This is a genomic window from Syntrophales bacterium, assembly GCA_026417625.1.
Lineage (GTDB): Bacteria > Desulfobacterota > Syntrophia > Syntrophales > UBA8958 > JAOACW01.
This window is the reverse complement of the sequence record JAOACW010000006.1, coordinates 1-25,291: the sequence shown is the minus strand read 5'-3', so window position 1 is coordinate 25,291 and position 25,291 is coordinate 1. Positions and strand designations below refer to the sequence as shown.

Annotated in this window: 26 protein-coding genes and 1 tRNA gene; 8 read left to right on the top strand and 19 right to left on the bottom strand. The window is 43.4% G+C overall.

The window, feature by feature from the left end; translation table 11 throughout:
- Positions 1-37: 37 nt before the first annotated feature.
- A complete protein-coding gene (locus tag N2317_05435; protein ID MCX7816932.1) occupies positions 38-1,402 on the top strand; it encodes an FAD-dependent oxidoreductase in 1,365 nt (454 codons plus the stop codon).
- Here N2317_05435 and N2317_05430 read toward each other — a convergent pair.
- From N2317_05430 to N2317_05400, 7 genes are all read right to left on the bottom strand, one after another.
- Positions 1,388-2,755, bottom strand: coding sequence for a sigma-54 dependent transcriptional regulator (locus N2317_05430; protein MCX7816931.1), 1,368 nt, complete (start codon positions 2,753-2,755; stop codon positions 1,388-1,390). The two genes, N2317_05435 and N2317_05430, sit on opposite strands and share 15 nt — an antisense overlap.
- Before the next feature lie 12 nt (positions 2,756-2,767).
- Positions 2,768-4,549, bottom strand: coding sequence for an ATP-binding protein (locus N2317_05425; GenBank protein MCX7816930.1), 1,782 nt, complete (start codon positions 4,547-4,549; stop codon positions 2,768-2,770).
- Positions 4,550-4,808: 259 nt separating this feature from the next.
- Positions 4,809-6,146: a replication-associated recombination protein A gene (locus N2317_05420; protein MCX7816929.1), complete on the bottom strand. Its 1,338-nt coding sequence runs from the start codon at positions 6,144-6,146 to the stop codon at positions 4,809-4,811.
- Entirely contained in the window at positions 6,130-6,393 is a 264-nt protein-coding gene (locus tag N2317_05415) for a hypothetical protein (protein MCX7816928.1), read from the bottom strand. The genes N2317_05420 and N2317_05415 overlap by 17 nt, the downstream gene beginning before the upstream one ends.
- Before the next feature lie 94 nt (positions 6,394-6,487).
- Positions 6,488-7,849, bottom strand: a complete 1,362-nt coding sequence (locus tag N2317_05410) for a TrpB-like pyridoxal phosphate-dependent enzyme (protein ID MCX7816927.1) — start codon at positions 7,847-7,849, stop codon at positions 6,488-6,490.
- 254 nt (positions 7,850-8,103) lie between these two features.
- On the bottom strand, positions 8,104-9,306 hold the full coding sequence (locus tag N2317_05405; GenBank protein MCX7816926.1) for an NAD(P)-binding domain-containing protein: 1,203 nt from the start codon (positions 9,304-9,306) through the stop codon (positions 8,104-8,106).
- Positions 9,307-9,388: 82 nt separating this feature from the next.
- Complete coding sequence (locus N2317_05400) at positions 9,389-10,021, bottom strand: class I SAM-dependent methyltransferase (GenBank protein ID MCX7816925.1); 633 nt, start codon at positions 10,019-10,021, stop codon at positions 9,389-9,391.
- A 124-nt stretch (positions 10,022-10,145) separates the two neighbouring features.
- Here N2317_05400 and N2317_05395 point away from each other — a divergent pair, with 124 nt between their 5' ends.
- The 5 genes from N2317_05395 to N2317_05375 all read left to right on the top strand — a co-directional run bounded on the left by N2317_05395 (position 10,146) and on the right by N2317_05375 (position 15,002).
- Positions 10,146-10,544 (top strand): DUF2784 domain-containing protein, encoded by a 399-nt coding sequence (locus N2317_05395; GenBank protein MCX7816924.1) that lies wholly within the window; start codon positions 10,146-10,148, stop codon positions 10,542-10,544.
- Positions 10,545-10,549: 5 nt separating this feature from the next.
- Entirely contained in the window at positions 10,550-11,461 is a 912-nt protein-coding gene (gene cas6 / locus N2317_05390; protein MCX7816923.1) for a CRISPR system precrRNA processing endoribonuclease RAMP protein Cas6, read from the top strand.
- Between the two features lie 3 nt (positions 11,462-11,464).
- Positions 11,465-12,154, top strand: a complete 690-nt coding sequence (locus N2317_05385; protein MCX7816922.1) for a Smr/MutS family protein — start codon at positions 11,465-11,467, stop codon at positions 12,152-12,154.
- Between the two features lie 1,319 nt (positions 12,155-13,473).
- Positions 13,474-14,166: a toxin-antitoxin system YwqK family antitoxin gene (locus N2317_05380; protein ID MCX7816921.1), complete on the top strand. Its 693-nt coding sequence runs from the start codon at positions 13,474-13,476 to the stop codon at positions 14,164-14,166.
- Positions 14,163-15,002, top strand: a complete 840-nt coding sequence (locus tag N2317_05375; protein ID MCX7816920.1) for a universal stress protein — start codon at positions 14,163-14,165, stop codon at positions 15,000-15,002. The genes N2317_05380 and N2317_05375 overlap by 4 nt, the downstream gene beginning before the upstream one ends.
- An 11-nt stretch (positions 15,003-15,013) precedes the next feature.
- On the opposite strand, the gene N2317_05370 is transcribed toward N2317_05375, so the two are convergent.
- The 11 genes from N2317_05370 to N2317_05320 all read right to left on the bottom strand — a co-directional run bounded on the left by N2317_05370 (position 15,014) and on the right by N2317_05320 (position 23,356).
- Positions 15,014-15,436, bottom strand: coding sequence for a GNAT family N-acetyltransferase (locus tag N2317_05370; protein MCX7816919.1), 423 nt, complete (start codon positions 15,434-15,436; stop codon positions 15,014-15,016).
- Complete coding sequence (locus tag N2317_05365) at positions 15,426-16,355, bottom strand: DUF523 and DUF1722 domain-containing protein (protein MCX7816918.1); 930 nt, start codon at positions 16,353-16,355, stop codon at positions 15,426-15,428. Before N2317_05365 ends, N2317_05370 begins: the two co-directional genes overlap by 11 nt.
- Positions 16,356-16,377: 22 nt before the next feature.
- Positions 16,378-17,040, bottom strand: coding sequence for a lytic transglycosylase domain-containing protein (locus N2317_05360; GenBank protein ID MCX7816917.1), 663 nt, complete (start codon positions 17,038-17,040; stop codon positions 16,378-16,380).
- A 268-nt stretch (positions 17,041-17,308) separates the two neighbouring features.
- Positions 17,309-17,707, bottom strand: a complete 399-nt coding sequence (locus tag N2317_05355) for a DUF3568 domain-containing protein (GenBank protein MCX7816916.1) — start codon at positions 17,705-17,707, stop codon at positions 17,309-17,311.
- Positions 17,708-17,793: 86 nt separating this feature from the next.
- Positions 17,794-18,867: a molecular chaperone DnaJ gene (gene dnaJ / locus N2317_05350; GenBank protein MCX7816915.1), complete on the bottom strand. Its 1,074-nt coding sequence runs from the start codon at positions 18,865-18,867 to the stop codon at positions 17,794-17,796.
- Between the two features lie 6 nt (positions 18,868-18,873).
- On the bottom strand, positions 18,874-19,320 hold the full coding sequence (locus tag N2317_05345) for a hypothetical protein (protein ID MCX7816914.1): 447 nt from the start codon (positions 19,318-19,320) through the stop codon (positions 18,874-18,876).
- A 96-nt stretch (positions 19,321-19,416) separates the two neighbouring features.
- Positions 19,417-20,301 (bottom strand): phosphoribosylaminoimidazolesuccinocarboxamide synthase, encoded by an 885-nt coding sequence (locus N2317_05340; GenBank protein ID MCX7816913.1) that lies wholly within the window; start codon positions 20,299-20,301, stop codon positions 19,417-19,419.
- 13 nt (positions 20,302-20,314) lie between these two features.
- Entirely contained in the window at positions 20,315-20,950 is a 636-nt protein-coding gene (locus tag N2317_05335) for an MBL fold metallo-hydrolase (protein ID MCX7816912.1), read from the bottom strand.
- Between the two features lie 10 nt (positions 20,951-20,960).
- A complete protein-coding gene (locus N2317_05330; GenBank protein ID MCX7816911.1) occupies positions 20,961-21,656 on the bottom strand; it encodes a YggS family pyridoxal phosphate-dependent enzyme in 696 nt (231 codons plus the stop codon).
- 13 nt (positions 21,657-21,669) lie between these two features.
- The gene (locus N2317_05325; GenBank protein ID MCX7816910.1) at positions 21,670-22,263 is read right to left on the bottom strand and encodes a Maf family protein; all 594 of its coding nucleotides are present in this window, start codon (positions 22,261-22,263) and stop codon (positions 21,670-21,672) included.
- Between the two features lie 16 nt (positions 22,264-22,279).
- Positions 22,280-23,356, bottom strand: a complete 1,077-nt coding sequence (locus N2317_05320; GenBank protein MCX7816909.1) for a sugar phosphate nucleotidyltransferase — start codon at positions 23,354-23,356, stop codon at positions 22,280-22,282.
- A gap of 56 nt (positions 23,357-23,412) precedes the next feature.
- Here N2317_05320 and N2317_05315 point away from each other — a divergent pair, with 56 nt between their 5' ends.
- Together N2317_05315 and N2317_05310 are read left to right on the top strand one after the other, a co-directional pair.
- Positions 23,413-24,306, top strand: a complete 894-nt coding sequence (locus tag N2317_05315) for an alpha/beta hydrolase (GenBank protein ID MCX7816908.1) — start codon at positions 23,413-23,415, stop codon at positions 24,304-24,306.
- 67 nt (positions 24,307-24,373) lie between these two features.
- Positions 24,374-24,447, top strand: a tRNA-Gln gene (locus tag N2317_05310).
- A 419-nt stretch (positions 24,448-24,866) separates the two neighbouring features.
- Here the strand turns inward: N2317_05310 and N2317_05305 are convergent.
- Entirely contained in the window at positions 24,867-25,040 is a 174-nt protein-coding gene (locus N2317_05305; protein ID MCX7816907.1) for a hypothetical protein, read from the bottom strand.
- Positions 25,041-25,291 lie beyond the last annotated feature (251 nt).

The window sequence follows — 25,291 nt, the reverse complement described above, 5'->3', positions numbered from 1 at the left end:
ATTTTCTGCAACAAAACCATTAGGGGACGGTAATTAAATGGACTACAATGTCATAATAGTAGGCTGTGGACCCGCGGGGATATTTTCCGCCCTTACACTCGTCGAAGAAGGGATTGAGAATATCATTCTCTTTGATCAGGGAAAGGACTTAGAGAAAAGAGCCCGGACCGATCCAAAAGATGTGCTTTGTGGGTGGGGTGGGGCTGGTGCATTCAGCGATGGAAAACTGAACATCTCTACACAGGTAGGGGGGTACTTATCAGATTACGTTCCGGAAAAGGATTTAATGGAACTTCTCGACAAAACGGACAAGATATACGTCAATTACGGAGCCCCAGAAAGGACATTCCGCGGTTCACCCACAGACTTGGAAGAAATAAGCGATCAGGCCAACATGGCAGGTTTAGATTTTATCCCTACTACAATAAGACATATCGGCACGGAAAATTGTAGACTGGTTCTGAAGAACATCCGCCATTACCTCGACGATAAAGTGGAAATTAGAATGGAATCGCAGATCAGAGAACTTTTACCCGAAAACGGCAGAATAAAAGGCGTTAAGCTTTCAAATGGCGAAGTGGTAACAGGACGTTTTGTTGTGGTTGCCCCTGGAAGGGTAGGGGCAAATTGGATGAAGAATGAAGCACAGAAATTGGGTCTCAAAATGACAATAAGCCCAGTGGATATAGGCATCCGGGTGGAAGTTCCCGCTGCGATCTTGAAGCGTATCACTGACACAATATACGAACCAAAACTCATCTATTACTCGAAAACCTTCGATGACAAAGTGAGAACCTTCTGCATGAATCCTTATGGTGAAGTTGTCACAGAAGAGAACAACGGCATCGTTACCGTAAATGGACACAGTTATGCGGAAAAAAAAGCTGAAAACAGCAATTTTGCCATACTGGTAAGCAGTAACTTTACGGAACCCTTCCGAGATCCCATTGCCTATGGACGCTACATAGCGGGCCTTGCGAATCTATTAGGCGGAGGCGTAATAGTACAGCGTCTAGGTGATCTCCTTGCAGGAAGAAGATCAACACAGACCAGGATAGACCGCTGTTTGACAAGACCAACGCTTAAAACTGCTACACCCGGTGACCTGAGTTTTGTACTACCTTACAGGCATCTACAAAGTATAATTGAAATGCTTCAGGCAATGGACAAACTCGTACCTGGCGTGTTTTCCAGGCACACGCTTCTCTACGGTGTGGAAGTAAAATTCTATTCCAACCGCATAGAGGTTTCAAAGGAAATGGAAACAAGGATAAAGAACCTCTTCCTCGCAGGTGACGGAGCAGGGATAACAAGAGGACTACTTCAGGCTTCGGCAAGCGGTATACTAGCTGCCAGAGCCATTGCCAACCGCATAAAAAATCAAACCTTAAGAACCTTTTAAACCGTATTTTTTCAGTTTATAACGAAGCATCCGCTCACTTATGCCAAGAATTTCCGCCGCCCTTGTTTGATGATAATTTGTCTTCTCCATGGCGTCCAGAATCAAGCGTCTCTCCAGATCCTCCAAAGAATTACGCAAAAAACTTTCCGACCTTTTTGCTGCTTCTCCACCGAAGATCATCTCCTCACTAAAAGGTAGATCCTCAACGGAAATCACAGGATCCCTCGTTATTACCACAGCGCGTTCGATAATGTTCTCTAATTCTCTCACGTTACCAGGATAATCATACTTTATGAGAAGATCCTGTGCCTCTGCACTGATTCCCACCACGTTTTTTCGATTTTCCCATGCATAGCGCTTTATGAAATAATCGATTAGCAGAGGTATGTCTTCCTTCCTCTCCCTGAGGGGGGGTATGTTAAACTGAACAACGTTTAACCGGTAATACAAATCCTCCCTGAACCTTCCTTCTTTAACCATTTCCTCCAGATTGCAATTCGTTGCACTGATTATTCTAACATCAGAGTATATAACGGCATTTCCCCCTAACCTTTGAAATTCACGCGTCTGCAGAAAACGAAGTAGTTTGACCTGAACCGATGGCGTCAACTCAGCTACCTCGTCTAGAAATATCGTGCTTCCATTAGCTTCCTCGAAACGACCAATGCGCCTCGATATCGCGCCTGTAAAAGCACCCCTCTCATGCCCAAAAAGCTCACTTTCCAGCAGATTCTCATGCAGAGCCGCACAGTTAACGACAAACATCGGCTTGCTGGACCTAGGGCTCAGATGGTGAATCAAACGCGCGAATAGCTCCTTCCCCGTTCCACTTTCACCCTGAATAAGAACAGTAGTCTTACTGGCTGCTATTCTCCCTGCTAGGTTTATAAGAGCTTCCATTCTGGGGTTGCGGGTAATTATCTGATCTGTAGTAACCCGTTTCTCCTGAAGCTCCTTTTTCAAAATTTCATTCTCTCTTATAAGCGTCCGCCTCTCTGCTAAACGCTCCAAAACGATAAGAAGTTCATCAAAATCGATAGGCTTCGTTATATAATCCACAGCACCTGCTTTCATAGCTTCCACCGCTGTCTCCACAGTGCCATAAGCAGTTATAATCACCACGTCTACCTCAGGATTTATTTCCTTTACCCTTTTTAAGACCTCCATGCCATCCATACCGGGCATTTTGTAGTCCAAAAGAACTACATCGAAGTACCCGGTCCGCACAGCATCAATTCCAGCCTCACCGTTCTCAGCTTCCCTGACTCTATATCCTTCTCTGCTAAGGAAATCTCGTAGCATCTGTCTCTGCGATTTACCATCTTCCACGATTAAAATGTCAAGATTCTTCATAACAAACCATCCTCAGCCACTGGATGCTGTTAAATTGACCTTTTCTTCAGGCAAGTGTATCTCAAAGATAGATCCTTTACCCTTCTCACTTGTCACCCGAATTTCACCCCCATGCCCACGAACTATCTCATGAGCAAGACAAAGACCTAATCCGAAACCCTTATCCTTAGTAGTATACTCAGGACTGAAAATCTTTTCTAACTCTTCCGGACTTATACCACAACCTGTGTCAGCTATTCGGACCGTCACCCATCCTTTCCTTTCCCGTGCAATTTCAAGAGAAACCTCTCCCCCATCACTCATAGATTCGATAGAATTTTTTATGAAATTCAGAAAAGCTTGTTGCAATTTATCAACATCCATTGGTATGTAAAAATCATCCTCCCATTTGGTTTTCAATACAATACCTCTAACCGCCGCTTCCTCACTCATAAGATTCACTATCTTCTGCAAAAGCTCAGCTAACGGAAACTCTCTGAACTCCAAACGCCGACTCCTAGAAAAACTAAGAAACTCTTCAACTATACCATTCAAGCGTCTTATTTCATCCCGTACAACGAAGAGCAATTCTTGAATCTCTTTGTTTTTTAATTCATCTCCACCCATAAACTCCCTCTTCAACCTCTGTGTCGCCATACTTATTGCGTTCAAAGGATTGCGTATCTCATGTGCCAAACCAGCAGCAAGCTGACCTAAAGCTGAAAGGCGTTCTGCCTTCTCCAGTTGTCGCTCCATCGCCACAATGCTCTCCAGGTGCTTGTTCTGAGTATGATAGAGAAACCAGAGAGAAACAAAAGCTATTAGCGTGATGATCCCCATATTGGCAAAGATGTTTTTCTTATTATCCTCCAGTATCTTTTCTGTATCCTCCCTATCCAGACCCATTCGCACAACTCCGGCAATCTGTCCATTTAGGTATAGGGGAACTACCACATCAAAAATTGGCTTGCCGAGGTAGATTACCTTCCTGCTATCAATCCTACGTAACCCTGCCATCACTTCGCTTACCTGAAGGTCCTCAGGATGCCAGGGTCCCGGCACACTTCCCGATGCACTGATTAATTTTCCCTTCTGATCAATAACCACAAAATAGTAAAGTCCCTGACCTGAACTTTCCCCCAATTCAGAAATAGCTTTCTCAACTGATACCTTTATGCCCCAGAACCTTAAACCCTCTGGATCAAGGGCGATAACCACTGTCCCACTTCCATCTTTCCGCTTGAGAGCAACAAACCCTATCCTCTGAGTTGCCCCTAAGTATTCAATCAGCGTCATGCTAAGTTTACCCGATTCCACCAAAGTGGGGTGGGCACCTTTGAGATACTCTTTCGACAACTCTCTGCTCTGAATGACAACTCTACCCTTCCGATCGAATATAGCAATCAAAAAAATACCCCTTTCACTGGCATACCGGTTTAGGTAACCCTCATCAAGCTTCTCCTTTCTCCAATGATTATCCACTTCCCGTCCAATGTTAAAAAGAGCCGTAACTAACAGTTGTTTTGGGGAGAAAACATCCACACCTTTCCGTGGAGTAGAACTCTCCCGTTCGATCCTGGAAGCCTGAACGAGGTTATTAAGATTCTCCTGAGCTAGATTCTGTACAATACCAGCTATGCTGAGCGCCCTTTCTTCCACAAATTCAGTAAGGGCTTTGTCTATCCGTTGAATGTTCATCACACCCATAACTACAATAAGGCCGATGAAAACCAGAAATACCACTGCCACAGCAAAAGGAGGAAGAAAGGGTCTTTTACTCAATCTTTTTCCATGGTTAATCCTAATTGTATCCATAATCGACAAAGACCAACTTTCTTTTTCAGTACAGCGAACGATTTAACACTTCCGACAAAAGTGTGATCTCTTTCGACATTTATTACCTGTATTTGAATACTACACATGGAGCAAAATCAAAAAAACTAAAATTTCAAATGGTTCTGAATTGGGGTTTCAGGCACAGAAAATGCAATTGGAAGTAAGAGAAAGCAATATGCCAACTGATTTTCCAATCTTTACCTCCTGGAGGGGGGATGTTAAACATCTCCCCCGTCTTCTATTTTATCTTCTTCAGTCTTCTAAGCTTTGATTTTAATTCCCGCCAATAGACAAGCCTCTCCTTAATGATCTTCTCGTATCCACGATCGGTCGGTACATAAAAGGGAAGTTCTTTCGAATCTATTCCCTCGGGAAGGTAATCCTGAGGCACACATGCCTCTTCATAATCATGAGGATACATGTAACCCTCACCGTAGCCAAGTTGCTTAAGCAGAAGTGTAGGGGCGTTACGTAAATGGTGCGGTACAGACAAATAGCCGGTCCTCTTGACAAAGTTTTTTGCTCTCTCATACGCTATATACACCGCGTTACTCTTCGGAGCAGTGGCAAGGTATACAGCTGCCTGAGCAAGGGCCAATTCTCCCTCGGGATGTCCGAGAAACCGGAAAGCTTCCATGGCGTCAATGGCAACCGTTAGCGCCCGAGGGTCTGCGTTACCCACATCCTCAGAGGCAAAGCGGACCATTCTCCTAGCTATGTAAAAAGGGTCTTCACCTGCTTCGAGCATCCTCACCAACCAGTAGAGAGCCGCATCGGGATCACTTCCCCGGAGACTCTTGTGGAAAGCCGATATTAGATTATAATGCTCCTCTCCGCACTTATCGTAAAGAAGCGCCCTTTTTTGAAGGGCTCTTTCCACACAGGAGAGGCTTATAATTCCATCCTTGGCCAGCGAGGCAGCGGTTTCAAGCACGTTGAGTGCCACCCTAGCATCGCCCGCCGACTGGACCACCAAAAAACGAAGGGCTTCCTCATCTATACTCAAATGTTGATTGCCCAATCCCCTCTCTCGATCCGCCAAAGCCCTACAAACTATCAGTTTTAACTCTTCCTCCGTTAATGGATAAAGAACAAGCACACGACACCGTGAAAGTAAGGGAGCTATTACTTCAAAGGAAGGATTTTCTGTTGTAGCTCCCACGAGAGTGATAAGACCCCTTTCAACATGGGGAAGAAAAGCATCTTGCTGAACTTTATTGAAGCGATGAATTTCATCAACAAAAAGAATGGTTTTCCTTTTCTGCTCCTGCTTTATTCGCTCCGCTGTTTCCACGACATTTCTTATGTCCCTCATACCGGAAAGAACCGCAGAGAAACTCAAAAATTCAGCATCGAACTCCTTTGCTAACAAGTAGGCCAGCGTGGTTTTCCCCGAACCTGGAGGACCCCAAAAAATCATGGAAAAAATGTGTTTCTCTGCAATGGCTTTACGCAGGATAGCTTCCTCTCCGACGAGGTGAACCTGACCGACAAATTCCGAAAGTGTCCTTGGTCGCATCCTATCGGCAAGGGGACTCACTAAACTATCCTTCTTCTCATTATCCCTTTTCGTCATTGTATCTTTTCCTTACACTTTCCACAATCTCCAAAATACTGACAATTTTTTCTTTAGGTCTGACGTTTAGAAAAACTTCGAGTTTTTCTCTGTCCATTAAATTTTCCAGGTAATTCGTAACCGGGAAAATACCCTGCCAACATTGAATCACCCGGGTGCAAGGTAGCATCCCCCCCTCCTGACGACAATAGCAAAACTTAACTACATGCCCCAAACGGGGACATCTTGTTTCCAGATTGTCGAACACATGAAACTCCTTCATTAAAATAAAGCGTAGGACAAAAACATTGGACCGTCAAGGGTTTCCCCATGACGGTCCACCACCTTGGCCTATTAATAAATTACGGTTTTGGCAGATCGGCAATTGCTTTAAGCGCCCTTTCAATTTCCTCTTCTGGGAGATCATAAGGCTGAAGTCTTCCAGCTAGATAAGCTTCATACGCGGCTAAATCTACCAAACCATGACCACTCCAGTTGAACAGAATGACCTTCTCCTTCCCTTCCTCTTTGGCCCTTCGAGCCTCTTCCACAACAGCGGCTATCACATGATTTGTTTCTGGGGCTGGAATGAATCCCTCCGCTCTGGCCCATTTGACGCCTGCCTCGAATGTTTCAATCTGATCAAAAGCCCGTGCTTCAATCAGTTTTTCCTCAATGAGATGGCTTATTATAGGAGCCATCCCGTGATAACGTAATCCTCCAGCATGAATGGGTGGGGGCACAAAATCGTGGCCCAGTGTATGCATGGGAAGTAGAGGGGTCATCTTCGCTAGATCACCAAAATCATAGGCGAAAGGTCCGCGGGTCATCGTGGGACAGGAAGTCGGTTCCGCACCGACGATCCTCACATCCTTTCCCTCTATTTTTTCCCTGACAAACGGCAGAGCAATCCCCGCAAAATTACTCCCCCCTCCAGCACATCCCAAAACCACATCAGGATACTCTCCAATAGCCCTCAACTGCTTTTGAGCTTCCAGACCAATGATCGTTTGGTGGAGCAAAACATGATTCAGAACACTTCCAAGAGAGTATCGGGCATTTTCATGCGTCAAAGCATCTTCGATTGCTTCACTTATGGCAATACCAAGACTTCCGGGTGAGTTGGGATTCTCTGCAAGAACCTTTCTACCCGCCATGGTTAGCTCACTGGGACTTGGTATACACTCCGCCCCCCAGGTCTCCATCATAATTCTTCGATATGGTTTCTGATCATAACTCACTCTAACCATGAAAACCCTGCACTCCAAACCAAACATACTGCAAGCCATACTCAGGGCACTGCCCCATTGACCGGCACCAGTCTCCGTTGAAAGTCGTTTAATGCCAAACACTTTATTGTAGTACGCCTGAGCTATCGCAGTGTTTGGCTTATGGGAACCTGCGGGGCTTAAACCTTCGTGTTTGTAGTAAATTCTCACAGGTGCATCCAAAAGCTTTTCGAAATTCCGCGCCCTGTAAAGTGGTGTTGGTCGCCAAATCAGGTATTTTCCAAGAACCTCTTCAGGTATATCTATCCACCTTTGGTTACTCACTTCCTGTTCAATAAGATTCATGGGGAAAACAGCTGCTAGATCCTCTGCCTTAACAGGTTCACCTGTCACGGGATGTAAGGGAGGTCTCAAAGGGGTGGGAAGATCAGGAAGTATGTTGTACCATTGCCTGGGGATCTCTGAATCTGCCAGTGTAACTTTTGTCTGTTCCATTTTCTTTCTCTCCTTCCACCAATTTAATTAATAAAAGAAAAACCATGGGAACCTCCCATGGCCTTTAAACCTCCAGTGGTCACGGGAGGCTTCCCTCGCCTGCCCATGACCTTTTTTAGATACTCTTTGGCTATGGGCAGACTTTATCTACCCGCCACCACCAGCGTTTAAAGCTGAAACCCGTAGAATACATTTTTGACATAAAACCACTTTAGCACAGAAAAAAAAAGATGTGTCAAGTCTTTTTTAAATGATCACGTTTTTAAATGGGCCAAGAACCCCTTGTCCCTCCGATACCAGAAATTCGGCATTAAACGGTACATCAACCGGGAAAAAGGCCCCACAAACTCTTTAACTCTTCTGTCAAACTGGCAAGCTTCAATGATCATTTCTCTCATGTCCCTCTTATTTCCACCCTCATTAAACAACCTATAAGCACACTTAAAAAGGGGACTGTACATGTTTTTCTTTTCGAGAAATCTATGTACGTTCCTGATAGTATTGGGACCCTCCGGCGTACCATCAATCCTCTCCAGTACCTTCAGGTGAGTTTCAATGGGATTCCCATTGTAAAGTTCATAGAAAAACCTACCGTACCTGTAATTCTTGCTCGCGAATGATGAAACGGTAACATACATATCACCTACACCTGCTTGACTCTGGAAAGCCTGGAAACTTCCTCCCAAAATCATGGAAAGAGATCTTATCTCTACCCCCGCCCTTGCAAATATTGTCCCTGGAATAGAATCACCCAGATCCAGGCAATCTGACAAACCCTTTATATTAGCGACGATGTTCTTAAGTGAACCACACGCTTCCACACCAACAACATCAAAATTATAGTAGGAACTCAGTTCACGACGATTGAAACGTATCAGTTCCTCGCGAATCATCATTGCAACAGATCTCTTTCCAGCCACTGTCACACACACAGGACGACCCAAAGCGATATCGATATCAAAGAAAGGTCCACCAATACAGACGAGCTCATACTTTGATCGCATGTCACCAAGGTAATGGTGAATCAACTGTGATGGGGTGATGAGCTCCCTCGTTATTTCATCAGAAGCCAACCCTTTTATAGGTGATATAAAACATGTAACTCCGATCTTCCTTGCCAATATAGGTCTTATGTAATTCAGCACCTCTGGCAACCTGTCCATAGTCACAGCTAATATTACAAGATCGTTGTCTTCGATCACTCTTTCCAAATCATTTGTAGCTTGCACTTTGGGAGATAGGCGGGGAACTTTATCCATTCCTCCCAATATTCTGGCAAGATCTTGGGTCAGATGTTTAGGATTAAGACGTTCCCTGTTAATTGCCCGACAAACTTCGGCACCAGGATAATAGACAGTTACCCTTTTGTTATCCCTCCCAAACTTATACGCAAAAGCCGTCCCCAATCTTCCTGGACCTATTATGGCAACCCTGCTCGTATCCGGTTGAAAAATCATGGGCCTTCCATAACTAAAAAGAGTTACGAGGTCAAATAATTATGATTTACACTTAAGCTCCATACATCTTCTTCAAAGTAAATCAAACATGTTTTCTCGCCTCTACAAAAATCCCAAATGGCCCTTTTCCCAGGAGCACTAAATCATCCACCAGAAAACCTGAAGCTTTAACCATTCCTTCTAATACTTCAGGCTTAAAGTTTCTCAAACCCCATGGAGGTGGAAGACCAAACACATTCATATAACGTAAGGCCGTCTCAACTCTCGCTGAAAGCACCATTCCAAAATCTGTATACACAATTACTATGAACCATCCCCCAGGCCGAAGAATGCGGTAACATTCATTTAAGACCTCTATGGGATTCTGAACTGTATTCAACAAATTTGCAGCTATAACTGTGTCAAACTGAGAATCTTTAAAAGGGGTTCTAGAAGCATTCAATATGCAGAAAAAAATCCCTTCCCCCTCGTTAAAACGCTTCCTCGCCACCTGGAGCATGGGGAAAGAAAGATCTGATGCTACCACGAATTCACTATTATTGACAATCGCTGAAGTATAGTAACCAGTTCCACAACCCAGATCAAGCACAACTCCCAATTCCCTTCGCTGAGATAACCTTTGATAAATCGAAAGTCTAAGCTCCTTTCCTACAACGTAATCCGCACCCTCATCGTAAATATTTGCAAAAATTCCCCAGTAATCGAATAGATTCATTAAACCTAATTCACCTCAATACTCATCGCCACTGATTTAACCTATTTATATTTATGTGTTGCTTTGACTTCCTTTGCAATGTATTATTTTGTAAATACATAAGAAGTACACATAAGGCAGATGTATGGATGCTTACACAGTTTCATTATACACGTTCCTTGCGAATACTTTACTCGTCTTACATGCACTATACATCTTATTTGTACTCCTGGGAAGCTTACTCGCTCTATACAGCCGTTGGTGGATATGGCTGCACATTCCAGCGCTGATCTGGGGCGTCACCGTTGAACTTACAGGATGGATTTGTCCGTTAACCGTGTGGGAAAACACGCTCAGGTATAAAGCAGGACTTAACACATACAACACTGACTTTATAAACCATTATCTCACTTCCATCATATACCCCACTGGACTTACAAGGTTCCACCAAATACTGCTAGGCAGCGCAGCAGCCATCATTAATGTCATTCTCTACTTCATCGTATTCCGAAAAAAAATTCTAAAAACAGAGCAAAAACCCTGAATGCTATGCTATACGGAAGTTACCTTTTCAAATGCCGGTTTATCGACGAGGCTCACTTTCGTACATGGCCTGGCTACGAGTTCATAAGAATATTCATACCAGCTCTGAAAAAGGTGGTATGCGCCACAAGAGAAAAAAACTGCAAAATCTGCTCCATAAATAGACGCTGTCTCTTCCCTCAATTTGTTCAAGAAAACCGCAGCAAAAAACGTTTCAATGAAGATCCCCTACCGTTTGTTCTAGAACCTCCAGAAACACCGAACGGCATTATCTCAAAAGAATCACTATTTTTCATAAAACTGATACTATTCGGAAAAGCAAATGAATCATTCACCCACTTCGCTAAGGTAGTGGAAGAGATGGGATACATAGGTGCAGGTAAAAATCCAAATGGAGATAAAGCTCGCTTTGTGGTGGTCGATGTGCAATACGAAAGTTGTGCCTCTGACGTGCTCCTCAAGGGAAAAAACATCGAAGGCGACATATGGATTGATCTAAAAAAGGAATTTCTTCGCTCTTTCCAACAAGTCCGCGAAACATCTTTCAATAGAGTCGCAGTAAAATTCAGAACACCTCTCTTTACAAATGAAATAAAAAGGGAATTACCATTTGAAAAACTGATAGCCGTTGTGTTTAAAAGACTAGGATCTCTATTTAGAACCTTCGGGACCGGAGAAATTCCATTAGACCTGAGCAACCTCCGCGCTGCTGCCCGACGAGCCTTTACTATATCTAGTGATTTACATTTTGCTCACCAACCTCTCGGCACAGGCAAAGAAAGGGGCATCGTAGGAGTAATTACTTACGGTCACGTTCCGGCTCTTTTTATACCCCTCTTGGAATGCGGCACGAAGACACACATAGGCAATTACACCCATATTGGTATGGGAAAAATGGAACTGCTCGGGAGGGACTAAAACATGAAGAGGCATTGTTCTCGCGGTAATATTCGGGATGACAACCAGCTCCTGTTCAAACCTTTCGCCAAACTCCCACTTCCAATTATAAGGCGAACATCCCAGACGGATCCCGCATTAACACACAGGGAAGATATTGAGGTCTCCGATCAACAACAGGAAGCTGAAATATTTCGTAACGCCATGGTTGATGTAAAACCAATAACACGGGACAAAGAAAAGATTGTCATCACCCAACGAAAATGTCCACCACTCTTGGTAAAAAAGGACGAGAGCAAAGAGGTTATGGAAAAGCTAAAAAGATTAGTGGAAACAGGTGAAGGTTTTATTGTTTCCTTAACACCTGAATATATAGAAGGTACCGGGAAAAACGTTCATGCAGAATACGCAAGGCGCCTTCACATGGGTGAGTTTTCCATAAAATCCCACATTGACCTCCATGGTCTAACGGTGAACAGAGCTAAAGAAGCATTCGACAACTTCATGCGCAGCGTAATAAAAAGGGGCGAATTCGGTGTTCTTATCATTCACGGACGCGGACTTTCATCACCGGGTGAACCCATACTGAAAAGAAAGGTAGTCGAATGGCTTACCAGTGGGCCTTGGAAAAAATGGGTATTCGCCTTTGCAAGTGCCCGTTCTTGTGATGGAGGCGCAGGTGCAACTTACGTACTATTGAAAAGACATTTGTGATAAGTTGCCCATCTTTATAATAAAATCCCACCCATACAACACTAGAAGGACATTACTTCGCACAAAATCAACAAAAAGTGCAAATGATGGGACACCAAAAAAACAAATTGCGGCAAGGTTCCATGCCTCTCACCGCAAAGAACATTTCACTTTCACCCTCCAGCTGCTTCAAAAGATCTCAGTACCTGTAATTAAACCTGAAACGTAGGCAAGTACATTCTCCGACTTAAAGAGGATCCGAACAGGTGGGAATTCGACCATATTAAACCAAGATGACGATCTATCCCTAAGAGACAACTTGGGTAATCCATAGGATCGATCATTTCTTCTGTGATCAAACAAGATAACTGCCCACGATACATCACCTCGCCGTCGAGACTTTATAGTAACCCGTAATCTTTTCTAAATTTATTTTCCCGCACTTCGATCCGCTCCTCTTCGCGCATTTACACCAGTAGACGGAGCAGTTTAAAAAATCATTCTCACTTACACTCACAATATATTATGCGTCTTCTCCCTCAGAGTCAGCCCTTTTTCAATACGGTGATAACTGTTCAACAACTTTTTGCAACTTTGTGGTTACGTGAAAGCGAATAAAACAGTAAAAGACAAATCCTATATGACTACCAAACGGTTGGTGAAAGCTGCTGTAAAGTCACCCTTCCCAAAAGGTGAAGGCGAAAAAGCAATTTCAAATAATTCTGAAAGGAAAACCATAAAAATCCTTCCTCACAGGTGGCATCACGGGGGGATAATATCAAACACAAATTTAAACTCGACATGAAAAACAAACATATTGATTCAGGGCTGCTATATGGGACCATACGGGCAAAAAATATACAGGCAAGCCCATTAACACAGAACCACTGAATCATATAGGACAATCTATCCATCTTACCAAACGGATATTCCGTCGGTAGAACCTTAAAGATCCTTCACTATGTCTGATTTTATACCACCTGTTGCGTGTACATCCGATGACAAATATCCATGGAGAACATATTCACCCTTATAGCAGTGAAACCCAAAAACATCAGAAAATCAGCACTTGTTACTCTTTAAGGCGATAATTAATCTATCATGGGTTCTCACAGGTCTTCTCGTAATTTGGCAAGACGAGGCAGAAAATATGTTATTCACTGGTTGTGTACGCCTCATCTACCATAGCTTTCTTCTGCCTAAGAGATCCATCTCCTTCTCTGAACCGATGTAGTTATACATTTTAGGAAAAATGAAGATTGACAAGCAAAAGAGTTACAGTCATAATGATTCAACCTTAATAAAATAAGGAGGTTAGCTAGGTTATTACAGAAGCCAAACTGAAAGAACATCTTACATACAACGAGAAAGGGCAACTCGTTGAACGTTTCTTTACCCTAAACGGCAAACGGGAAGGTGAGTACAATTCTTATTACGGAAACGGTCAGATCATGGTTAAACTTTTCTTTCGCAATGGTTTGAAAGAGGGTGAGGCTGAATCTTACTATCCCGACGGCAAACTTAGAGAAAAAGGCTTTTTTAAAAATGATAGGCTCGTTGGTCCGTATGTAAGCTACTATGAAAATGGACAGATCAGGGAAGAGGAATATTACAACGAGGATGGCTTACTTGATGGCACATACCGTCTTTATTACAAAAATGGCCAGTTAAAAGAGGAAGAACATTTCGTAAATGGCAAATTCCACGGAGACTATGTATCGTACTACAAAAATGGCCAGCTTAAAGAAAAGGGGTCCTTCATAAATGATCGCAGAGATGGTGAGTACGTGGCCTTCTACAAAAACGGACGTATAAAAGAGCAAGCTTTATACCGGAAGGGCAAACTGGTTGGATCATTTCGTTGTTTTGATGAACAGGGAAACGAAATCAAAGCCACCGAGCTTAACAATTACCCAAAAGACCCTGATGAGGAGGAGATTAGGGAACGAAACGCCCTTGCAGACAACCTTCTCAGGGATCTTAATAACTTCAACATAGAGGATGAACCTCAGAAAGAGATTCCCAGGAAATGATAAAAACTATTCTTATTCCTACCGATGGATCTGAACATGGAAGAACAGCCATAGACTACGGAATTTATGTGGCAAAAAAACTAAAAGCGTCCTTAGTTGGCATCCATGTGTTAGACCTCCGTTTGATACAGGGACCCATAATTACAGATGTTACAGGACCTATCGGCCTACCCCCCTGTGCAGACTTGTTTCCTGCCATAGAAAGAGAACTGGAAAAGAAGGCAGATAACATTCTTAAATCTTTCGAGGATCGCTGCTACGATTCAGGTCTATCATTTGTCACAAAAAAGGTATACGGAATTGTTGGTGAAACCATCATTGAAGAGGCAAAATCTACAGACTTAATTGTTATGGCCAAAAGGGGGGAACACTCTCACGTAACCATAGGAGGCATTGTAGGATCAACCACGGAATATGTTGTGCGCAAAGCGGGAAAACCCGTGATGGTTACACCCAAAAATTTTATAGAAATTGAAAGCATAGCCCTCGCATACGACGGAAGCCCACCGGCTGATCATGCCCTTAAAATTGCTGCATTTTTATCTGAGAAGGGATCCTGGCCTTTAACCACAATTATCGTTAGTAACAACGATAGTTGGGCTTATGAACTATCATCAAAGATTGAGCGGTATCTTGAAGACCTCAATGTTGATAACGAAACCATTGTGCTGAGAGGTAAAGAAGAAAAAGAAATCGTTAACTTCCTTCACGAAGGATCTGTGGAATTACTAATTATGGGAGCTTATGGGCACAACCGCCTAAGAGAACTTTTAGGGGGTAGCACTACTTCCTATGTGATTCGCCACAGCCCCTGTGCTGTCCTTTTGACACGATAACCAGTTTCCCATTAACCTATAAAACCCTTTTGCTCCATAATTTCGGGACGTAAAAATCTCGCCATAGCTGTCCTCAACGGACGAAACCCCCAACGGGTGTAGAACCCTTCTTTGCCTATGTTTGCGTAGAGTATAACATTACAATGACTTATTTTTTTTAAAATCCGTTCCATAATCTCTGTTCCAATGCCCCGTCCCTGGAATTCCGGTACAACTGCAACATCGTAAATAGCCGCCTGATATACACCATCGGAGATGGCCCTCCCCAATCCCACGAGTGATTCACCGTAAAAAACAAAAACTACAGCGTAACTGTTTTCAAAGGCTTTTTGATGAGACTCAGGACGATGATATCCCAAACCAGCTCTTTTTAAGCATTCCCTAACCTCATCCCAATTGATACCTTCACAGTTCTCTTGTATCCTAAGATTCATATACGCCCCCCTCTGCCGAAACATTAAAGTAAACCTGCGTCAGAAGATCATTTACACCGAATATTCTCGCATAATGGGCAACCACTGCACGTGGAACGATCAAAGGATATAATTTCTTTCGGTAACCTTCAATGCACAAAAGGATATCTTTCGCCTGCGCCTCGTTTAAAAAGATTTTCAGGCGGTTGAAAGCACTTAATAAAACTTTTCCATGTTTTCTCCTTGTAGCTTTTAAAGATAAACCCTCCATTAAGATTGGAAAATAGAGGTTTAGCTTTTCATCAATGTGCAATCCCGGTTCATTGACAAGTTCATCCAGCTTATGCAGGTGGTGCGGACTGTGCGCCATTATCAATAGTCTGTGTTTATCGTGAAACTCTTTTAACTCTCCCCGTTCAACCTGTAGAGATTTCCATCGATGATACACTTGGACACGCCTTATAAAACCTTCTACAGATTCGGGATCATGAAGACCAATATCTTCCTCTAAGGGTAGAAAACGAAAATTATCCACAATAACGCGAGCAAATACGCCAATGCCTGCCTTAACATACCTACCTGAAGGACCGTAAACTTTTACGTTCCTAAGCCCAGAGCTTGGTGATCCACTTTTGAAAACAAAGCCACATATATCCTCTTCTGCTAATTCATTTATCCTTTCCGCGGCCCAACGCTTCATCCCCTCCGTGTGTTCAATGCGAGTGTAGACTGTAACTAAATGCGGGCATTCTGGATCTCCTTCCAAACGCATCGGTTCACGGGGGACCGTTAATCCATATTCTACCTCTGGACAAACGGGAACCCAATCAAAAAACCTACCCAAAACGGTAGTTATGTACGTATCCCAATGGTGGCTCCCATCGTAACGAACTTTCTTCCCAACAAGACAGGCACTGATTCCAACTTTAATTTTTGCCACAACAAAACTTTTCTGATGAAATCTATTTTCTTAACTTATTACTAGTGAGCTCTTGGGACAACTTGTCATGAAACTGGAGACCTTTACCCTTCGGGATCCGAAGTTTGAATGTACCTGGAGGAAGTTCATCTTTGAGAATTTCCGGATTCATCTCCTTTACCATCTTATAAGTCGTTCCTGCCGCTCGGGCAATAAGAACTACCGGCGTTTTATGAGACAAATTTATCTCTACTTCATCGAAGGTTTGAACTGGGTATTTTTTATGCACAGGCACCCTATAACCATAAGCCTCAGGATGAGTGAGTATTATCTTTGCCGCCAAAATTCTAAATATGTAGGCCTCAGTTTCCAGAGGTAAATCTGTGTCATAAAAACTGGTAGTTTGCTGGAGCTTAACCCTATCTGATACTTTGTGTTCTCCACAATTGTATGCCGCAATGGCAAGACTCCAGTTACCATACATCTGATACAGATCGCTTAAATAATTGAGTGCCGCTTCGGTAGCTTTTTCAAAATTGTAACGCTCGTCAATCCACGCATCCACACGGAGCCCATACTTTTTAGCTGTAGGCAAAACAAACTGCCAGGGTCCCACAGCCTTTGCCGATGAAATCGCATAGGTCTTAAAAGAACTCTCCACAACGAGTACATACTTGAGATCATCAGGCAAACTTCGTTCTTTCAACCGTTTCTCAACATAAGGAAAGTAACGGTTCGCCCTTTTGATCCATAATATCACCTGACTTGTATTGTATATGGAAGATATAAAAGCCTGATCAAGTTGCTCCCACACGTCGGGTCGTTCCAGAGGGACCCTCTCCCCACATAAATGTAAATCCTTGGGTAGATCAAAGATGGGAATTGTGAATGCAACACTGCGGGTGGCCGAAAAAAATAGCAGTAAACCACAGATCGATGCTTTAATGAGAGCAGAAGAGACCCTTGGCAAACAATCACTCCCTCAAGAAATCAGATATTTTTCCGTGAAGTCTCTTGGCAGCCCTCTCATCCCCAAAAGCACCAACGCGAACTCCGACGGTGGTTACGTTTTTGTCTTTATAGTTTACTTTAAATACCACTTTTTCACCACTTATAGTTGAACTGATAGAACCATAACCGATCCTCTTTTCCGGAACAACGTCTATACCTCCCATCACTGCCACTGTTTTCTCCGTAGCCTCCCACACTTTTTCGAAGCTAGCGTAATAGTCGGTCCTTAGCTCCCCTTTAACGTAATAATAAGTCCCCAAACCACTACCTACTATTCCTGTGCCCACCGCAACAGCAGCACAACCAATAACACCCCCCAACAAAAAAAACAGGCCTATGAAAAGTCCAAAGCCTCTCCTCATCGTATATCCTCCTTTTGTCATTCTGTGAGTTTAATCACAATCAAACCACTCCAACCGTTAACAACGCTTATCATTTCAAAGAGACATCAAGAACTGGAGGGTGATTCTTCACTGAGGCTAGCAAACTCCCTTAGTAGTTCTTCCTGTCTCTTCGTGAGGTTAGTGGGCACAACAACGTAAGTTTCGATAATCTGATCCCCCCGCCCATAACCTCTCAAACGGGGAAATCCTTTTCCCTTCAAACGGAAAATCTTTCCACTTTGAGTCCCCCTAGGAATTTTAATCTTCTCCGAACCTGTCAGAGTAGGAACCTCTATTGTTCCTCCAAGAGCCGCTTGGACAAACGTGATAGGCACACGGCAGTAAACATCATCATCAATTCGTTTAAAGAATTCATGATCCTCCACATGAATGAACACATAAAGATCACCATCCGGCCCGCCGTATTCCCCTCTCTCCCCCTCACCGCGTAACCTGAGGCGTGAACCCGTATCAACTCCCGGAGGCACACGTACTTGAACCCTTTTAGAAATCCTTTCCTTCCCCGTACCTTTGCACGTCCGACATGGATTCACAATTATACTTCCCTGCCCATGACAGTAGTAACATGTTGTACTTATACTGAAGAAACCACTCGTCTGAGTTATCTGACCACGACCATGGCAACGGGGACATACATCGGGGAAAGTTCCAGGAGCCGCCCCCGTCCCGTCACAAATACGGCACTTCTCTAGCTTTTGAACTTCAATCTCCTTCGTAACACCAAAAGCCGCTTCCATAAACGTGATCTTCAGGTCATAACGTAGATCAGCTCCCGCCTTTGCCGCTGTACGAGAACGGGTTTTAGTGTCACGAAAACCAAAAATATCGCTGAATATATCGCTGAAACTGGCAAATATATCCTCAAATCCCGAAAATCCTCGATAGCCAGTACTACTCAAACCTTCATGACCATACCTATCATAAATCTCCCTCTTCTCAGGATCGCTAAGAACCTCATACGCCTCGGCAGCCTCTTTGAAACGCTCTTCAGCCTCCTTATCACCTGGGTTTCTATCGGGATGGAACTGCATTGCCAGGCGACGGTAACTCTTCTTTATTTCTTCCAGTGAGGCATTCCTATCAACACCGAGTATTTCGTAATAACAGCGTTTGGCCATGATAATTTACAGCGCACTGTTCACAGGAGTTTTTGTTTTAACCTCAAACAAACTCAGAAGCTCTGTATTGTTAGTTTTCATGCAGGCATAGCGGCTGAATGAATACTTTCCAAGCTCAAATGCTCGTCTCGCAATTCTATCCCACTCCTCCTTCGTACCTTCGCGCCTCAAACTATCTAATACCTGTTGAAAAAGCATGACATCTCCTTCCTGGATAGCGGACTCCATTACACGTTTCAAACCAGGTTGATAATCAGCACGGCGATAGAAATCAAGGGCATCACATACCCTCCCTGCTTCAAAAAAAGCATCACCGTATTTTATCCAGAGATCAATATTTCCCTTGTCCGTGTATAATATCTTCTGTTTCTCCCGATAATCGGGAAGATCCTGCATCACCCTGTCTTTACTATAGCGTTTTTTGAAAATCCCAACTAAACGCGAAAATAACACCCTCACACAAATCAAAACAAATAGCTTTTTTGGAAGGATTTATATACTTAATACTCATAAATAAGAGTGTCAAGGTTACCACTCTCTAGTATAAAACTACAACGACAACAACCTATGAAGCACCTCCCTGTACTTTTCCGCTGTCTTCCTGATCACTTCCAGGGGAAGTTCAGGCGCCGGCGGCCTCTGGTCCCAGGAGAGAGAAAGAAGGTAATCTCTCAAGTATTGTTTATCAAAACTCACTTGAGGACGGCCCTCTTCATAAGTCTCCACTGACCAAAAACGAGACGAATCAGGGGTTAGCAACTCATCAATAAGAATAACACGCCCTTCAAAGAGCCCAAATTCCATCTTTGTATCGGCCACGATGATGCCTGCCTTTTCTGCATACGCAGCTGCTCGTTTGTATATCTCTAACGCCTTGCTCTCTATAATTTCAGCTATTTCAATACCAATCATGGCTACCATCTCGTCTTTTGTGATGGGGACGTCGTGCTGACCTTCCTGTGCCTTTGTCGTTGGCGTCAGAATAGGTTCAGGTAGCTTAGCTGACTCCTTCAAACCAGGAGGCAATTTTACTCCTGATATGGAACCGTACCTAAGATAATCTTTCCAGCCGGAACCAGCGAGGTAACCTCTGACAATGAATTCCACAGGCAGCGGAACTGCTTTCTTAACAAGCATACTACGACCTCTGAGAATCTCCCGGTATGGTCTGCAAGGGTTTGGGAAGAGATCCACATCCGTGGTTATCAAGTGATGCTCTACAATATCTTCCATCCTTTTAAACCAGAAAGCCGACATCTCTGTTAGTATACGTCCCTTACCAGGAATGGGGTTGGGCATGACCACATCAAATGCCGAGATACGATCAGTAGCTACAATCAAAAGATGAGAATCCACTTCATAGAGATCACGCACCTTACCTGAACCTTTCTTTTTTAAATGTGGGAAATCCGTCATCATTAACACTTCATCCATAGAGTCCACCATATCAATTAGTTTTCATAAAAGGATTGAATCTTTTTTCCCAACCTATTGTTGAAGTTGGTGTAGGTCCATAATTGTGTCCCGGTAGTACCTTAGTTTCATCAGGCAGAACTGACAATTTCTCTTTTAACGAGCTATTTAGAAGTGACCAAGACCCACCTGGCAAATCCGTTCGACCAACAGACCCAACAAACAACGTATCACCAGTAATTACAAAACCGTCTCCTAAAAGACACATACTACCCGGTGAATGTCCAGGTGTATGAATAACACGCAACTCCACCCTACCTACCTTTATTATATCCCCCTCTCTCACTAAATAGTCTGCCGGAGGGGATTTCTTAGCCCCAAAAAGACGAAGATAAAGCGCAGGTATGGAAACTAGCATATCGGCATCTCTCTCATGAATAATAATCTGGGCACCGGTCAACCTCTTCATTTCATCATTTCCCGAAATGTGGTCCACATGACCATGGGTATTCACAATGTATTTGATTAACAAATTATTCCTGCGCGCTACAGCTACGATTTCAGAAACTTCCGCTGCTGGATCAACAACAAGAGCATCCCCTGTAACTTCATCTCCTATAATATACGCAAAAACCGCCATATGACCCACTTGCATCTGCTTCAAAAACATCTTTCCTCCTTTACTTTCTTTCACCAAAAATTGCCCTGCCAATCCTCACAATCGTCGCGCCCTCTTCAACGGCAACACGATAATCATCCGTCATGCCCATAGATAATTCCTCCATGGAAACACCTGGGATGTTCATCCTTGCCACTTCATCCCTTAGGTGACGCAACCTCGCAAAAAAAGGACGAGAATTTTCTGGATCCTCCGTCCAAGGTGCCATCGTCATCAGCCCTTTCAGACGAAGGTTTTTCTTTGAAGCCACATAATTCACAAGGGGTACGAGCATATCTTCCGAAACACCATATTTAGTGGCCTCTCCACTAAGATTCACCTCTATAAGTACATCTACCTTAACCCCCGCCAATTCCGCCCTCCTGTCAAGTTCATCGGCAATCTCAACCCGGTCAACAGAATGAATCATATCGAACAATTTAACCGCATACTTCGCCTTGTTCGTCTGAAGATGCCCTATCAGATGCCATTCAATCCCCTTTCCTAAAACTTCTATCTTCCTTCTGGCCTCCTGGACGTAATTTTCCCCAATAATATCCACACCCATTTCAATCGCCACTTTTATTTTCTCCACATCTACCGTTTTGGTTACAGCCATGAGGCGCACACTAGAAGGATCCCTTCCAACATTTTCCGCCGCTCTTGCAATATTTTCCCTTATGATAAGGATATTTTTCTGTATGACCTCGGTTTTCAAAAAACCCCCTCGCTTAGCAAAATTGAATTATCCCCTTATCTTTCATCACTTCCACAACCTCACAGAGAGGCAATCCCATGACATTTGTATAAGATCCTTGAATTTCCTTTATAAAAAAGGCTCCCTTCCCTTGCACCGCATACGCACCAGCCTTATCGTACGGTTCATCCGTTCTTGTGTACCAAAAAATCTCATCATCACTTAGATTCCTAAAAGTAACCAACGATCTAACATAACGACTCACGTTCGTACCTTCCCTTACGCTACTCAAATTAAACCCAGTATACACCTCATGCGTCCGGCCACTGAGCTTTCTCAACATCGCTTCAGCTTCATCCCGCTTCTTTGGTTTACCCAAAACTTCACCATCAATTATAACGATAGTGTCCGCTGCTAAAACCCATGCCTCTGGATATCTTGATGCTACAACCCTTGCCTTCACTTCTGCCAAACGTAAAACGTAATCTTGTGGCGCTTCATGGGAATAATAAGTTTCCTCAATAGAACTGGGTACAACGTCAAATACAAGACCTAAAAGACTCAGCAGTTCTATACGGCGTGGCGACGCTGAAGCCAAAATTAGTTTACCTGTTGATCTTACACCCATTCACACATCTCCGAACTCAAAGAAAATCACTCTCCCCCTCTAATTCGAGGGTTTCCACAACTTTTCTTACATCCTGTGAAAATCCACGACGACAAACAAGAAGGGCATCGTCTGTATCAACCACTATCAAATCCTCAACATCAACAAAAGACACGAGCTTTTGAGGGCTATAAGCATAGCAATTTCTCGCATTTATAGCTATCAACTTTTTTACATCTCTGGTCACAATACCGTTCTCATCCCGTTCGGATATCTGATAAAGGGCATCCCAACTTCCCACATCGGACCATCCAAAATTGCCTCTCAGAAGAAGGATGTTTTCCGCCTTCTCCATCACACCATAATCTATGGAAATATTAGGAAATCGCCTGTAAACTTCCGTAAGAATTTCTATGTCCTTCCACGCCTTCCTGTTTCGCTCCAAGTGTGCCAATCCTTCATACAGCCGTGGAAGATATCGCTCTATTGCCCTCATTATAGTGGACACCCTCCATACAAACATCCCACTGTTCCAGTAATAACCACCTTCCTTAATTAATACGCGCGCTCTTTCAATTGAAGGCTTTTCAATCATTGCTTCCACACTGAAGATGGGTTCGTCATCTATTATGGTCATTACAGTTCCCATCTTAATGTAACCATAACCGGTTTCAGGCCCCGTCGGGGTTATACCTATGGTAATCAGATAATCTCCCTGTGTGGCCATTTTGGCAGCCACTTCCACCACCCGTCTAAACTCATGCACATTTTTGACAATATGATCTGAAGGAAGAACAATCATAACATCGTCCTCTGTTAGCCTTTTTACCATTAAAGCCGCCACTCCAATACAGGGCGCAGTATTACGACCCAAAGGTTCGACAAAAATGTTCGTTTCTGGGATTTTGGGCAGTTGTTTTCGTAACTCCTCAGCATGTTGAATGCTCGTTATGACCAGTATGTTTTCCCTACCTACGAGCGGAAGCACCCTTTCAACGGTTTCCTGAATCAATGTTCTGTCACCGTATATGTCGAGCAGATGTTTTGGCAGTCGGTTCCTACTTCGGGGCCAGAATCTGGAACCTTTTCCACCAGCCATGATCACCGCAAACATGAATATCCTCCTTTCCGTTTTCACCTACGTGTGATATTTAGTGGTTAAATATAGAGATGTCAACAAAAGGATACCCAATAACAAAAACCACATTACGACATCTTTACCCCCTCCTACTCTCCTTTCTATTCCTCAATTACCTGCTCAGTGACGCACTCGGCAAAGATAAACCCTCAGTTTCCGCCAGACCCGTAGTTGTAATGATCCACGGTATGTTTGTTGGTCCTTGGTGTTGGGAAAAATTTAAAACGTACTTTGAGAAAAAGGGTTTCATCTGCTTAACCCCATACCTAAGATTCCATGATAAAACGTGGGATCAGCCTCCCGACGAAAGGCTCGTGAAAACAACGATAGAGGATTACCTAGAAGACGTGGAAAAAACACTATCACTTTTAAACGAAAAACCCATTATAATAGGCCATTCAATGGGGGGGCTTTTAGCCCAGATGTTAGCTGAGCGAAACAGGGCAAAAGCTATAGTGCTCATTTCCCCTGCACCTCCATGGGGCACATTCCACATCTCAACCTCTATCTTCAAATTACTCTGGCTCAACAAACCCCGACTTATTTCCTTAAATAAACCACTTAAACCAAACTTCGAGGGTGCGGTGTACTCCTCTTTGCACCTACTACCTCGAGAAGATCAGGTGAAGGCGTTTAGCAAATTTACCTACGAATCACCCAAAGTTGTTGCTCAAATTGCTTTGTGGTTCCTAGATTTCAAAAAAAGTACCTATGTCGACAAAAACAAAGTCACGTGTCCTGCTCTAACCATTGTGGGATCTGAAGATCGACTAACCCCTCCTGCCCTAGTCAGAAAAATACACGAAAGATACAGGAATGTCTCAACCTACATAGAATTCCCTCACCACTCCCATATGCTAATAGCCGAACCAGGTTGGGAAACAGTTGCAGCAGCCATTGTCAACTGGATAGAATCTCTCCACTAAAATGCCTTGACGAGACTTTCTGTTGATGGTAGATTTGATAATCAAATAATTCTTTTCAACAGAACACTGGGGGATCGTTCAATGGCAGGACAACGGACTCTGACTCCGTGAATAGAGGTTCGAATCCTCTTCCCCCAGCCAAATATTTTCTCCTCTTAAAAGTTTGTCATCAGGCCTAAAAGATCAATTTAAGTAAAAACCATCGACCCATCAAACAAAACATGGCAGCGTTTGCCCCTTCTTTCGGACCCGTTTCCAAAATCTGGGGCAAGCGCTGCCACTGGAGGAGGGGGTAGTTATGGTGAAGGAGGGCAATGAAATCTCGTCAAAAACATGCACCTGAGTATTATTATCTTATAATTTAATCACACAGTCTAACAAGTCAAGGCTCACAAATTATATAACTCCAAAGGGACTCACCAAGTGCAGAAAAATCCAAAGAGTATTGGCTGGGGTTGAAAAACTCTACACTTACTGTATTAACTACACACCTAAAAAAATCCTAAAATTATCCCTGGCATCAACTTAAAATGAAAATTAAGGCAAACCTCCTCTCACCCTCAACACTCGTGGACACCCACAGGTAGTATCGTAATTCTTTGATAGATCTTTGTACTTCTCTCAATCAGTTTTCCCGGAAAATGACGACATGATATCCTGAAAACGATAAAACTAACTAAATCCGAGGTCAACTTGTAAGCCTTCACCTGGGCATACAGCCACGCATGCTCCATCTCAAAAGCACCTTTCAGTTAGATTACTTTTGTAACTTTTATTCACAAATGTCCAAAAAACACTTTTCTCCTTCAGAAAAACGTAATAAATAACTTTGTATGAAGCGATTGTACCTTTCCAACACGGACAGAAAAATTGCCGGCGTATGTGGCGGCCTTGGGGATTACTTTGAAAAGGATCCAACGATTTTCAGAATTTTATTTGTCTTCCTGATATTGATTTCCTTTGGACTGGGTGTGCTTCTCTACCT

Excerpts from the sequence above, each read along its gene's own strand:
- N2317_05430 (MCX7816931.1), bottom strand. The coding sequence starts at position 2,755 with ATGAAGAATCTTGACATTTTAATCGTGGAAGATGGTAAATCGCAGAGA.
- dnaJ (MCX7816915.1), bottom strand. The coding sequence starts at position 18,867 with ATGGCCAAACGCTGTTATTACGAAATACTCGGTGTTGATAGGAATGCC.
- N2317_05340 (MCX7816913.1), bottom strand. The coding sequence starts at position 20,301 with ATGGATGAAGTGTTAATGATGACGGATTTCCCACATTTAAAAAAGAAA.
- N2317_05355 (MCX7816916.1), bottom strand. The coding sequence starts at position 17,707 with ATGAGGAGAGGCTTTGGACTTTTCATAGGCCTGTTTTTTTTGTTGGGG.
- N2317_05405 (MCX7816926.1), bottom strand. The coding sequence starts at position 9,306 with ATGATTTTTCAACCGGATACGAGCAGGGTTGCCATAATAGGTCCAGGA.
- N2317_05395 (MCX7816924.1), top strand. The coding sequence starts at position 10,146 with ATGGATGCTTACACAGTTTCATTATACACGTTCCTTGCGAATACTTTA.
- N2317_05410 (MCX7816927.1), bottom strand. The coding sequence starts at position 7,849 with ATGGAACAGACAAAAGTTACACTGGCAGATTCAGAGATCCCCAGGCAA.
- cas6 (MCX7816923.1), top strand. The coding sequence starts at position 10,550 with ATGCTATACGGAAGTTACCTTTTCAAATGCCGGTTTATCGACGAGGCT.
- N2317_05325 (MCX7816910.1), bottom strand. The coding sequence starts at position 22,263 with ATGGGTGTAAGATCAACAGGTAAACTAATTTTGGCTTCAGCGTCGCCA.
- N2317_05315 (MCX7816908.1), top strand. The coding sequence starts at position 23,413 with ATGTCAACAAAAGGATACCCAATAACAAAAACCACATTACGACATCTT.
- N2317_05305 (MCX7816907.1), bottom strand. The coding sequence starts at position 25,040 with ATGGAGCATGCGTGGCTGTATGCCCAGGTGAAGGCTTACAAGTTGACC.
- N2317_05335 (MCX7816912.1), bottom strand. The coding sequence starts at position 20,950 with ATGTTTTTGAAGCAGATGCAAGTGGGTCATATGGCGGTTTTTGCGTAT.
- N2317_05320 (MCX7816909.1), bottom strand. The coding sequence starts at position 23,356 with ATGTTTGCGGTGATCATGGCTGGTGGAAAAGGTTCCAGATTCTGGCCC.
- N2317_05400 (MCX7816925.1), bottom strand. The coding sequence starts at position 10,021 with ATGAATCTATTCGATTACTGGGGAATTTTTGCAAATATTTACGATGAG.
- N2317_05420 (MCX7816929.1), bottom strand. The coding sequence starts at position 6,146 with ATGACGAAAAGGGATAATGAGAAGAAGGATAGTTTAGTGAGTCCCCTT.
- N2317_05375 (MCX7816920.1), top strand. The coding sequence starts at position 14,163 with ATGATAAAAACTATTCTTATTCCTACCGATGGATCTGAACATGGAAGA.
- N2317_05385 (MCX7816922.1), top strand. The coding sequence starts at position 11,465 with ATGAAGAGGCATTGTTCTCGCGGTAATATTCGGGATGACAACCAGCTC.
- N2317_05435 (MCX7816932.1), top strand. The coding sequence starts at position 38 with ATGGACTACAATGTCATAATAGTAGGCTGTGGACCCGCGGGGATATTT.
- N2317_05370 (MCX7816919.1), bottom strand. The coding sequence starts at position 15,436 with ATGAATCTTAGGATACAAGAGAACTGTGAAGGTATCAATTGGGATGAG.
- N2317_05425 (MCX7816930.1), bottom strand. The coding sequence starts at position 4,549 with ATGGATACAATTAGGATTAACCATGGAAAAAGATTGAGTAAAAGACCC.